Consider the following 10,905-nt stretch of genomic DNA (forward strand, 5'->3'; position numbering starts at 1 on the left):
CGCCTTCTGGAACATCGTCAACTGGAACGACGTCGCCACCCGCTTCGCCGCCGCCCGCACCCAGACCGCCGGACTCATCGTCCCCGCCTGATCTGATCTCCTTCTCCCGCGTTTTGCGCACTTGTCGTTGTTCCCGAGGCCCCGAAAAGGCCGACAAGTGCGCAAAACGCGAGTAAAGAAGTTGTGGATCGGCGCACTCACACAGGGGCCCACGCACTACCGCCAGGTAACCTCGTACGCGATGTCCACGCCAGCAGAAGAGACGGCTCACGAGCCCCTCCCCACGCAGACCCGCACCCTCACCGGTTGGGGGCGCACCGCGCCCACCACGGCACAGGTGCTGTCCACGCCCGACGTCGAGGTGATCGCCAAGGCGGTCGCCCAGGTGGCGGAGCAGAACGAGTCCAAGCCCGCACACCTGCGGCGAGGCGTCATCGCGCGCGGCCTGGGCCGCTCGTACGGCGACCCGGCGCAGAACGCCGGTGGACTCGTCGTCGACATGAACGCCCTGAAGCGAATCCACAACATCGACTCCAACACCCACCTGGTGACGCTGGATGCCGGTGTGAGCCTGGATCAGCTGATGCGCGCCGCACTGCCGTTCGGCCTGTGGGTTCCGGTGCTTCCGGGCACCCGCCAGGTCACGATCGGCGGCGCAATCGCGTCGGACATCCACGGCAAGAACCATCACAGCGCCGGTAGCTTCGGCAATCACGTGCGCTCGATGGATCTACTGACCGCCGACGGCCAAATCCGCACGCTCACCCCGGCCGGCCGGAACGCGAAGCTGTTCTGGGCCACCGTCGGCGGCATGGGCCTGACGGGCATCATCCTCAAGGCGACCATCGAGATGACGCCGACGGAGACCGCGTACTTCATCGCGGACAGCCGTCGCACGGCCGACCTCGACGAGACCATCGCCCTGCACAGCGACGGCAGCGAGGAGAACTACGACTACTCGAGCGCCTGGTTCGACGCGATCTCGCCGGAGCCGAAGCTGGGCCGGGCCGCGGTCTCTCGGGGCAGTCTCGCCAAGCTGGATCAGCTGCCCGCGAAGCTGCAGAAGGATCCGCTCAAGTTCGACGCTCCGACGCTGCTGACGCTGCCGGACGTCTTCCCCAACGGCCTCGCGAACAAGTTCAACTTCTCGGTGATCGGCGAGCTGTACTACCGGAAGACGAAGAACGCGGACAACCAGATCCAGAATCTGACGCAGTTCTACCACCCGCTGGATCTGTTCGGTGAGTGGAACCGCGGCTACGGCTCCAACGGTTTCCTGCAGTACCAGTTCGTGGTGCCGCCGGAGGCCGTGGGCGAGTTCAAGCAGATCATCCGCGACATCCAGTCGTCGGGACACCACTCGTTCCTCAACGTGTTCAAGCTGTTCGGCGAGGGCAACAAGGCGCCGCTGAGCTTCCCGATGGCCGGGTGGAACATCTGCGTGGACTTCCGGATCAAGCCGGGCCTGAACGAGTTCGTGACCGAACTCGACAAGCGTGTGCTCGAGTTCGGCGGGCGGCTGTACACCGCGAAGGACTCGCGGACCACGGCCGAGACGTTCCACGCCATGTACCCCCGGATCAACGAGTGGATCAAGGTCCGCCGATCCGTCGACCCCACAGGCGTTTTCGCCTCCGACATGTCCAGAAGGTTGGAACTGCAGTGATCAACGCCGTCGGTAACCCCCAGACCCTGCTGCTCCTCGGCGGCACGTCCGAGATCGGTCTGGCGATCTGCGAGGAATACCTGAAGAAGGCGCCGCTGCGCGTGATTCTCGCTGCGCTGCCGAACGATCCGGGCCGCGACGCCGCCGTCGCGCAGATGAAGGCCGCGGGCGCCACCCAGGTCGACGTCATCGACTTCGACGCCCTCGACACCGAGAGCCACCCCAAGGTCATCGACCAGGCGTGGGCCGGCGGCGACGTGGACGTGGCGATCGTCGCGTTCGCGCTCGACGGCGACGCCGAGGAACTGTGGCAGAACCAGCGCAAGGCCGTACTGATCGCGAACGTCAACTACACCGCCGCGGTCTCCGTCGGCGTGCTGGTCGGCGAGAAGATGAAGACGCAGGGCTTCGGCCGCATCATCGCGATGTCGTCGGTGGCCGGTGAGCGCGTCAAGCGCGCCAACTTCGTCTACGGCTCCACCAAGGCCGGCCTCGACGGCTTCTACCTCGGCCTCGGCGAGGCCCTGGCGCCGTTCGGCCCCAAGGTCACCGTCGTTCGCCCGGGCATGGTGCGCACCCAGTTCAGCGCGCACGTCAAGGAAGCCCCGCTGACGGTGAACAAGGAAGACGTCGCCGCGCTCGCGGTGGCGGCGTCCGACAAGGGCAAGGAGATCGTCTGGACCCCCGGTCCGTGGCGCTTCGTGATGATGGGGCTGCGGCACGTGCCGCGCGCGATCTTCCGCAAGCTGCCCATCTAGGAACAGCCGTTCACGATTCGGCCCACCACAGTGCACTGTGGTGGGCCGAATCTCGTTCCGGGGTATCGCTGTTCCTACATCGCCGAACGGGGCTGAGCGGGGACGGCCCTCATGTCGTTGCCGGTGTTCGGCTTGACGCGCTGCCACGTGCCGTCGCTCTTGCAGGTCTGGTACGTGCCGTCCGGGTGGTAGACCTTGCTGCCGACGCTGTAGTCCTTGCCGTCGTAGACACACACGGTCGTCTGTGTCCCGTCGGGTGCGGTGCGGATCTCGGCGTGGGCTACTGCGGCCTGGGCGCCGAGCACGCCGCCGGCGACGAGAAGCGAAGCGGCGAGGGTCTTTACGGTTCGAGAGATCATGTGGCGGTCTTTCTGGTCGGTGTCGGGTCCGGTTGGACACAAACAACAATGGCCTCCCGCGGTGACCGCCACCAGGCACCCGAGGATGCCGATTCGCCCACCCTTCCCCTCCCCCGACAGACGCACCTCAGTCCACGGTGATCAGATCTTCACGACCTTCGATGTCGGGATCGGGTGCGAATCCGCCTTGATCCAGCGCATCGCCCACGTCCCCTCGGTGTGGGCGTCGGTGTCGATCCAGTTGCCGTAGCCGGGATCCTTGGCCGACACCACGATCGTCAGGGTGCCGTCGTCGTTGAGCTTCGCGGTGTGGTTGTTGATGTAGATGTTCGTCCGGTTGTAGTCGAGCGACTCCACCCAGAAGTTCTGCAGCACGAAGTTGAAGTACTCGCAGTTCGGGACCTCGGTCTCGATCACCCACGCCTCGTCCTCGGCGAGTTTCCAGTAACCGTGCAGGTAGAAGATCGTCGGGTCGCCTCCGGCGTTCTGGAAGTAGTCCTGCCCCCAGTCGAAGATCTCGTTGGTGTGAGGCTGGAACTTGCGGGACCACTCGAGGAACGTGTTGGCGGTGCCGCGGACCATGCCGACCGCCTTCCCGAGGCGCTCGCCTATCTCCTCGGGACTCAGCGGCACGAATTCACCGTCGGGGTCGAGGCATTCGATGGACAGCTCGGCGGGGACCTCGTTGCGCCGGTCCCGGTAGGTCTGGCGGACGGAGATGAGGTTGCTGTCCGGCGCCATCGGCAGCCAGGCACCCTCGGCGGGCTTGTCGACGCTCGCGATGAACTCGAAGCGGCCGTGCTCATCGACCTCGATGTCGTGAATGTGCAGGTCGCCGGTCTGCATCATGGTGCCGTCGATGTGGTACCGATTGACGCGGGAACCGAAGGTGATCAGCGGGACCGTTCCCCGGGTGCCGGTGATCCGGTAGCTGTACTTCCCGGAGATGTTGGCGCGCATGTAGACGTTGTCCGGATTGTCGGCGCCGATCTTCGTCATCATGTTCGGGTTGGGCGCCGACGTGAAACTCGGCCACCGTGGATCGGTGTACTCGACGCAGTTGATCGTCGCATAACGCAGAAGGCGTGACAGGTAGCGGACGCCCTCGGCCTGCGTCAGCGGATCCTGCGGGACGATCTCGTCCTGCAGGATGTTGCCCGCGTCGAGCAGGTCGGCGCAGAACTTCTCCCAGGTGGCGTTCATGTGAGTATCCCTGTTCTGGTTGATGTTTCGAGGACGTGCTTCAGGCGGTGGCGGCGAACTTCGCCTCGACGTCGGCTGCCGTCACGCCGAACTCCTCGAGCGCGTACTGGTGCGCCGGCCGCCGATGGTCTGCGAGGCTGCTCTGGTGAGACTCCGTCACCGCACGGCGCGCCTCATCGGTGAACGGCAGCGAGAACCGGGCGTAGATCTTCTCGACCGTTCCGATCGGATCGGCAACGAAATCCTTGTAGTTCACGTCGACGAACTGATCCGGGTCGTACCGTGCCCGAGCACTGTTGAAGTGCGCATTGCCGCGCGCCCACAGATCGAGCTGGGTCCGCCCGATGGTCTCACGGTCGAACGCAGTCGACATGTCGTGCTTTCCCTGCTCGGCGAGGCTGAACGTGGACGCCATCGACGTCTGCGGATCCCGGAACGTCCGGACGATCAACGCATCCGGGTACACCCGCATGATCTCGTCGATCGCGAACACATGGCTGGGGCTCTTGAGCACCCACCGCCGGCCCGGGTCCCGCAGCCCGATCAACTGCAGGTTCTTCTTGTGCCGCGCGTAGGTCTCGGTCCAGTCCTGTCCCGCCAGCCACGTCGAATAGCTCGGCACGTACGCCACACATTCGAATGAGATCGAGAGCATCGTCTGCTGCAGCAGGCGCCAGCATTCCTCCACTTCCTCGGCCCCCATGAAGTGCACCTTCATGAGAGCCGCCTCGTTCGCCTGGCGGGCCCGGTAGAACGCGTCCGAACGCAGGAAATCCTCGTTCTGCGACCAATTCTCGCGGTCGGGTCGTGGCTGCGGCGACTCGGCGAGCCACATCTCGACGCCCTGGTGTGCCGGGTCCGCGCCGAGCAACCGGTGCAGCGCGGTGCTCCCGGTCCGCGTCAGCCCGCACACGAAGACGGGGCGCTGCACCGGAACGTCGACGTGCTCGGGGTGGCGGGCGAATCCGGCCTCGCTGATCAGGCGGCCCGAGAGCGCGCTGGTGATCATCTTGCGGGCGATCACACGCCCGTGCGGGGTGAGGTCCGCTTCCCGCTCGAACGAATCGAGCAGCACCCGCAGCCCCTCGAGATACTCGGTGCCACCGAAGTCGTCGAGCCCGGTCGCCTCGCGAGCGGCCTGGTGCAGGTCTCCGATCGTGCCCACACCGTCGTCCACCTGTGTCATCTGTAATTCCTTGCGAGAGTGAGAGTGAGGTTCAGTGGTGGGTGTGCCCGCAGTTGACGTCGAGGCACTGTCCCGTGATGGCGCGGGCGAAGTCGGAGGCGAGGAACACCACCGCGTTCGCGATGTCGTCGGGCTCGGGCAGCCGGCGCAGGTCGGTGTCGGCCGCAACCTCTGCATAGACCACGGCGGGATCGACTCCGCGCTCCTCCGCCCGGCGCTCGAACATCTTCTTCACCGAGTCGGCCCAGATATATCCCGGTGCAACCGAATTCACCCGTACCCCGTCGGGCCCGAGCTCCACCGACAGGCTCCGGGCGAGCGCGAGCAGCCCCGCCTTCATCACCCGATAGGCACCGAAGTTGGGCAACTGATTGCGGATCACCATCGAGTTGATCATCACGACGGATCCCTGGGACTCCACGAGCGCCGGAGCCAGCACCCGCGTCAGGTTCAGCGACGATAGCAGGTTGATGTCGATCCCCTGCCGCACGTCGTCTGGTGCCGCGTCGAGCAGGCCGACGTACGCGGGTTGCACGAACGCGTTGTGGACCACCGCATCCACCCGCCCGAACTCCGAGAGAGCCCTGTCTGCGAGCGCCTGGACGGAGGCGGCCTCCGTGAGATCGGTTGGCACACACAGTGCGGTACCACCGCTGTCCCGGATCTCCTCGGCCACCGCGTCCAGCCGCGACTCTGTGCGGGCGGCGAGGATCACCCGCGCACCCGCATCGGCGCTGCGCACCGCGATCGCTCGACCCAGCCCCGGACCCACGCCCGCGACCACGACTACCTTGCCCTCGAGCAGCGGGAGTCTCGTCCGCACCGCCCCGGCGTCCACCATCCCCGACATGGTCACCGACCCGCCCTAGTCCGCGCGTGCTTCGGGATCGAGAACCACACTGAGGGAGACGATCTTGCACGCGTCGTCGAACTCGAAGAGATCGCTGGCGAGGAAGGCCGGCATCCCCTCGGGCTGGACGCGCAGCTGCGTCGCGGCGTACCGACCGGAGACGACGATCGGCGAGTGGCGGCTCACCGAGAACGCCACCTTCGCGTTCTGAGTGTCGAACTCCCGGATCTCGTCGATACCGCGGTAGGTCCGCACTCCCAGCGGCTCGTGCTGCACCGCATCGTCCGCGAACAGCGATACCAGTTGGTCCACATCGTGGTTTCCCAGATGCTTGACGTACGCGTCTATCGCCGAACAGATTTCGTCTCGAGTGGGCAACAGGATCTCCTTCGTATGATCGGTGGAACACGGGACAGGATCGGCGGAAGCCGTCCGATCAGGCGATGACACCACGGCCGCGCAGGAGCGCGATGATCTGCCTGCTCGCATCCTCGGACGACGTCGTGGTCGTGTCGATCCGCAGATCGGGCGCCTCCGGCGACTCGTACGGGGAGTCGATGCCGGTGAAGTTGGCGAGATCGCCGCGGCGAGCTTTCTTGTAGAGCCCCTTGGGATCCCGCTGTTCGGCGACGGCGATGGGGGTGTCGATGAACACCTCGCAGAACTGGTCCACGCCGATCACCTCCCGGGCGGCGTCGCGTTCGGCCCGGAACGGGGAGATGAACGAGGCGAGGACGACCAGGCCGGCGTCGGCCATCAGCCGGGCGACCTCGGTGACGCGGCGGATGTTCTCCACCCGGTCGGCCTCGGTGAACCCGAGATCCCGGTTCAGGCCGTGCCGGACGTTGTCGCCGTCGAGGAGGTAGGTGTGGCAGCCCAGCGCATACAGCTGCCGCTCGAGTTCGTTCGCGATGGTCGACTTCCCGGATCCGGACAGGCCGGTGAACCACAGCACCTGCGGCCGATGACCGTTGAGTGTGGCGCGGGCCTGGCCGTCGACGTCGACGGCCTGCCAGTGGATGTTGTCGGATCGGCGCAGCGAGTGCGCGATCATGCCGGCGCCGACGGTGGTGTTGGTGAGCCGGTCGATCAGGATGAAACCACCGGTGTCCCGGTTGTCGGCGTACGGATCGAACGGCACCGGCCGGTCGAAGCTGATGTTGCAGACGCCGATCTCGTTGAGCGCCAGCGTGTTCGTCGCCGTCTTCTCGAGGGTGTTGACGTTGATCTTGTGCTTGGGCTTGGTGATCCGCGCCTGCACGGTCATGGTCCCGATCTGACACAGGTACGGGCGTTCGGGGAGCATCTCGTGCTCGCCCATCCACACCACGTGCGCCTCGAACTGGTCGGCGACCCCGGGTAGGGCGTCGGCGACGGCGAGGACGTCGCCGCGGCTGATGTCGATCTCGTCGGTCAGGGTGACGGTGACCGATTGGCCGGCGATCGCCTCATCGAGATCGCCGCCCATCGTGACGATCCGATCGACGGTCGATTCCTTGCCGCTGGGCAGCACCCGGACACGATCACCGGGGCGCAGGATGCCGCCGACGATCTGCCCGGAGAAGCCGCGGAAGTCGAGATCCGGTCGGTTGACCCACTGCACCGGCATCCGGAACGGGCCGCTGCTCAGCTCGCTGGAGATTTCGACGGTCTCGAGGTGCTCGATCAGCGTCGGACCGTCGTACCAGGCGGTGTTCATGCTGCGTTCGGTGAGGTTGTCACCCATGTACGCGGACAACGGGATCGCGACGACGTCGGTGAGCCCGATCTCGGCCGCGAAACCCGCGTACTCGGCGACGATCTCCTCGAAGACGTCCTGCGAATAGTCCACCAGGTCCAGCTTGTTCACCGCGAGGACCACGTTCCGGATACCGAGGAGCGAGACGAGGTAGGAGTGCCGGCGGGTCTGAGTGAGCACACCCTTGCGGGCGTCGACGAGGATCACCGCGAGATCCGCGGTGGAGGCGCCGGTGACCATGTTGCGGGTGTACTGCTCGTGGCCGGGGGTGTCCGCGACGACGAACTTGCGGCGTTCGGTGGAGAAGTAGCGGTAGGCGACGTCGATGGTGATGCCCTGCTCGCGCTCAGCGGCCAAACCGTCGACCAGCAGCGCGAAGTCGAGGCCGTCGCCCTGCGTGCCGACCTTGCGGGAGTCGGCCTCGAGCGCCGACAGTTGGTCCTCGAACACCAGCTTCGACTCGTACAACAGCCGGCCGATGAGGGTGGACTTGCCGTCGTCGACGCTGCCACAGGTGATGAACCGGAGCATCGACTTGTTCGCGTGCCGGGCGAGGTACTGCTCGATGTCGTCGGCGATCAGATCCGAAGGCTGAGTCATCAGAAGTAACCTTCCTGCTTCTTCTTCTCCATCGAGGCGCTGCTGTCGTGGTCGATCACCCGGCCCTGACGCTCGGAGGTGGTGGTCAACAACATTTCCTGGATGATGTCGGTCAAGGTCTCGGCGGTGGATTCGACCGCACCGGTGAGCGGGTAGCAGCCCAGAGTGCGGAACCGGACGCTCTTGAGCTGCGGCTGCTCGCCGGGCAGCAACGGCATGCGGTCGTCGTCGACCATGATCAGTGCGCCGTCACGCTCCACGACGGGGCGCTTCGCCGCGAAGTACAGCGGCACGATCGGGATGTTCTCCTGCCGGATGTATTCCCACACATCGAGTTCCGTCCAGTTCGACAGCGGGAACACCCGCAGGGACTCACCCGGGGACTTGCGGACGTTGTACATCCGCCACAACTCCGGGCGTTGCTGCTTGGGATCCCAGCGGTGCTCGGCGGAGCGGATCGAGAACACCCGCTCCTTCGCGCGGGACTTCTCCTCGTCACGGCGCGCGCCGCCGAACGCGGCATCGAACTTGTACAGGTCGAGGGCCTGCTTGAGTCCCTCGGTCTTCCACATATCGGTGTGCGTCGCGGAGCCGTGTGTGAACGGGTTGATGCCCTTCTCCACGCATTCCGGGTTCTTGTAAACGAGGAGGTCGAAATCGCCTGCGGCAGCGGATTCGTCGCGCAGCTTGTACATCTCACGGAACTTCCACGTGGTGTCGACGTGGAGGAGCGGGAACGGCAGCCGCGACGGATAGAACGCCTTCCGCGCCAGGTGCAGCATCACGGCGGAGTCCTTGCCGACCGAGTACAGCATCACGGGATTCTCGCTCTCGGCGACGGCTTCCCGCATGATGTGGATGCTCTCGGCCTCGAGCCGCTCGAGGTGGGTCAGTGTTCGGGTCATCGCCGAAGTGCCTCCAGTGCTTTGCCTGCCAGTTCGGGCCGGCAGATCAGTAGGTCGGGCAGCCAGGGGTTCTCCTGGTTGTAGATCAGGGCGGATCCGTCGATCCGTGAAACATGCAGTCCCGCAGCACGGGCCACCGCGACGGGCGCGGCCGAGTCCCACTCGTACTGTCCGCCGGCGTGCGCGTAGACGTCGGCCTCACCGCGGACCACCGCCATCGCCTTCGCACCCGCCGAGCCCATCTCGATCAGCTCGGCACCGAGCGCGTCCGCCATCGCCATCACGGGTTCGGGCCGGCGAGTGCGACTGACGACCACCCGGGGTGCGCCGGACAGCGGTGCGTACGACGCGGGAGAGTCGCCCGTCGAGAACGTGGTCCCGAGCGCAGGCATCGCCACCGCGCCGACCGTCAGGTCCCCGCCCTCGACGAGCGCGACGTGGACGGCCCAGTCGTCGCGACCCTTCTCGCCGTACTCGCGGGTGCCGTCGAGGGGGTCGACGATCCACACGCGGTCGGCGGCGAGGCGGGCGAGATCGTCCGCGCCCTCCTCGGACAGCACGGCGTCGCCCGGGAACCACTGCGCCAGCGCGCCGACGATGAACTCGTGACTGAGCCTGTCCGCGGCATTGCGGAATTCGGCCGGATCGACGTCGGTGTCGTCCAGTCGGCGCCGATGATCGAGCAGCAGACGGCCTGCCGCCGTGGCGATCTCCACCGCCGCGCGACTGTCCGCATCCCGCTGGTCCGTCGAATCGGGTGGCGTCGTGATGGCGGCTTCATGGCTCATGGAACGTGACTGTAGCCACAGAATGAACCATGTTCAATCCCAGAACGAACATTGTTCATTCTTCCTGGGCGTTTCCGCTGCCTCAGAATGAACATTGTTCGATCGAGCTTGGACCTCAGACGATCCCCCGATACGGTGGTCCTATGGGTGTACCGGACAGCAAGTCGATCTACGGAGATGCGGAGGCTCGGCGCCGCCGCACGCTGGACGCCGCGGCCGCACTCCTGGACGAGGGCGGCTACACCGCGCTGACGATCCGGGCGGTGGCGAAACGATCGGGTACGAGCACCGGGCTCATCTACCAGTACTTCGCGGACAAGCAGGAGATCTTCACCGCACTGCTGAACGAGAGCCAGATCGAGTCCACCGCCTTCGTCGCGGCGCTACCTCGCGATCACGGTGTGGCCGCACTGATCGCCGCGGTGATCCCCGAGTCGGCGAGACAATGGGGTCGGGTCGGCCGCCTGACCGCGACCTGGCGTGACGTCGAGGGCGCGGCGGGATCGGATCGCGAATCGGTCCGCCAGGTGCGTAAAACCGCCAAGCTGTACAACGAGGAACTCCGCAAGGCTCTCCACGAAGCCGCGGCCGCCGAGGGCCGGACCCTGCGCGAGGATCGCGCGCTCCTGCCGTACGTCCTGTCCGGGTTGCAGGGCGTGGCCGACACCATCGTCAACAACTGGGCGCAGGACCTGGACACGGCGGAGTTCGTCGAGTTCGCTGCGACCGCACTGGCGCGAGCCGTCACGGTCTCGGACTAGGTGTAGTTCCCAGGCAGGTTGCGAACAGCGTGGCGTGAGGAAGTAGGCGAGGACCTCCGGTATCGGTGTGGTTACCACACACACCCCGACC

The 10,905-nt window shown here is 66.0% G+C and carries 11 protein-coding genes; 3 read left to right on the forward strand and 8 right to left on the reverse strand.

The features are described 5' to 3' along the window. Positions 1-241 precede the first annotated feature (241 nt). Positions 242-1,666 (forward strand): FAD-binding oxidoreductase, encoded by a 1,425-nt coding sequence (locus J2X34_RS28175; RefSeq protein WP_174907516.1) that lies wholly within the window; start codon positions 242-244, stop codon positions 1,664-1,666. Further along, positions 1,663-2,424 (forward strand): decaprenylphospho-beta-D-erythro-pentofuranosid-2-ulose 2-reductase, encoded by a 762-nt coding sequence (locus tag J2X34_RS28180; RefSeq protein ID WP_429520336.1) that lies wholly within the window; start codon positions 1,663-1,665, stop codon positions 2,422-2,424. Before J2X34_RS28175 ends, J2X34_RS28180 begins: the two co-directional genes overlap by 4 nt. A 74-nt stretch (positions 2,425-2,498) precedes the next feature. Here the strand turns inward: J2X34_RS28180 and J2X34_RS28185 are convergent, their stop codons facing one another. From J2X34_RS28185 to J2X34_RS28220, 8 genes are all read right to left on the reverse strand, one after another. Then, positions 2,499-2,783, reverse strand: coding sequence for a hypothetical protein (locus J2X34_RS28185; protein ID WP_114724568.1), 285 nt, complete (start codon positions 2,781-2,783; stop codon positions 2,499-2,501). A gap of 141 nt (positions 2,784-2,924) precedes the next feature. Then, a complete protein-coding gene (locus J2X34_RS28190) occupies positions 2,925-3,986 on the reverse strand; it encodes a DUF1214 domain-containing protein (RefSeq protein ID WP_114724567.1) in 1,062 nt (353 codons plus the stop codon). A gap of 40 nt (positions 3,987-4,026) precedes the next feature. After that, positions 4,027-5,172, reverse strand: a complete 1,146-nt coding sequence (locus J2X34_RS28195; protein ID WP_429520337.1) for a sulfotransferase family protein — start codon at positions 5,170-5,172, stop codon at positions 4,027-4,029. 31 nt (positions 5,173-5,203) lie between these two features. Continuing rightward, on the reverse strand, positions 5,204-6,022 hold the full coding sequence (locus J2X34_RS28200) for an SDR family oxidoreductase (RefSeq protein WP_429520339.1): 819 nt from the start codon (positions 6,020-6,022) through the stop codon (positions 5,204-5,206). A 15-nt stretch (positions 6,023-6,037) separates the two neighbouring features. Further along, entirely contained in the window at positions 6,038-6,400 is a 363-nt protein-coding gene (locus tag J2X34_RS28205) for a nuclear transport factor 2 family protein (protein ID WP_114724565.1), read from the reverse strand. A 58-nt stretch (positions 6,401-6,458) separates the two neighbouring features. Continuing rightward, positions 6,459-8,360, reverse strand: coding sequence for a sulfate adenylyltransferase subunit CysN (gene cysN, locus J2X34_RS28210; RefSeq protein ID WP_429520338.1), 1,902 nt, complete (start codon positions 8,358-8,360; stop codon positions 6,459-6,461). Further along, positions 8,360-9,265 carry a sulfate adenylyltransferase subunit CysD gene (gene cysD, locus J2X34_RS28215; RefSeq protein WP_114724563.1) on the reverse strand — a complete coding sequence of 302 codons (906 nt, stop codon included), beginning with the start codon at positions 9,263-9,265 and terminating at the stop codon, positions 8,360-8,362. Before cysD ends, cysN begins: the two co-directional genes overlap by 1 nt. Further along, a complete protein-coding gene (locus J2X34_RS28220) occupies positions 9,262-10,053 on the reverse strand; it encodes a 3'(2'),5'-bisphosphate nucleotidase CysQ (protein ID WP_114724562.1) in 792 nt (263 codons plus the stop codon). Before J2X34_RS28220 ends, cysD begins: the two co-directional genes overlap by 4 nt. 143 nt (positions 10,054-10,196) lie before the next feature. Here J2X34_RS28220 and J2X34_RS28225 point away from each other — a divergent pair, with 143 nt between their 5' ends. Then, entirely contained in the window at positions 10,197-10,814 is a 618-nt protein-coding gene (locus J2X34_RS28225) for a TetR/AcrR family transcriptional regulator (protein WP_114724561.1), read from the forward strand. The last annotated feature ends 91 nt before the right edge of the window (positions 10,815-10,905 follow it).

This window comes from Rhodococcus sp. BE178, from assembly GCF_050433545.1.
Classification (GTDB): Bacteria; Actinomycetota; Actinomycetes; order Mycobacteriales; family Mycobacteriaceae; genus Prescottella.

What these genes read in the sequence shown, in the direction of transcription:
- J2X34_RS28175 (WP_174907516.1), top strand. Translation starts at nt 242, where the DNA reads ATGTCCACGCCAGCAGAAGAGACGGCTCACGAGCCCCTCCCCACGCAG.
- J2X34_RS28185 (WP_114724568.1), bottom strand. Translation starts at nt 2,783, where the DNA reads ATGATCTCTCGAACCGTAAAGACCCTCGCCGCTTCGCTTCTCGTCGCC.
- J2X34_RS28190 (WP_114724567.1), bottom strand. Translation starts at nt 3,986, where the DNA reads ATGAACGCCACCTGGGAGAAGTTCTGCGCCGACCTGCTCGACGCGGGC.
- J2X34_RS28195 (WP_429520337.1), bottom strand. Translation starts at nt 5,172, where the DNA reads ATGACACAGGTGGACGACGGTGTGGGCACGATCGGAGACCTGCACCAG.
- J2X34_RS28200 (WP_429520339.1), bottom strand. Translation starts at nt 6,022, where the DNA reads ATGTCGGGGATGGTGGACGCCGGGGCGGTGCGGACGAGACTCCCGCTG.
- cysN (WP_429520338.1), bottom strand. Translation starts at nt 8,360, where the DNA reads ATGACTCAGCCTTCGGATCTGATCGCCGACGACATCGAGCAGTACCTC.
- cysD (WP_114724563.1), bottom strand. Translation starts at nt 9,265, where the DNA reads ATGACCCGAACACTGACCCACCTCGAGCGGCTCGAGGCCGAGAGCATC.
- J2X34_RS28220 (WP_114724562.1), bottom strand. Translation starts at nt 10,053, where the DNA reads ATGAGCCATGAAGCCGCCATCACGACGCCACCCGATTCGACGGACCAG.
- J2X34_RS28225 (WP_114724561.1), top strand. Translation starts at nt 10,197, where the DNA reads ATGGGTGTACCGGACAGCAAGTCGATCTACGGAGATGCGGAGGCTCGG.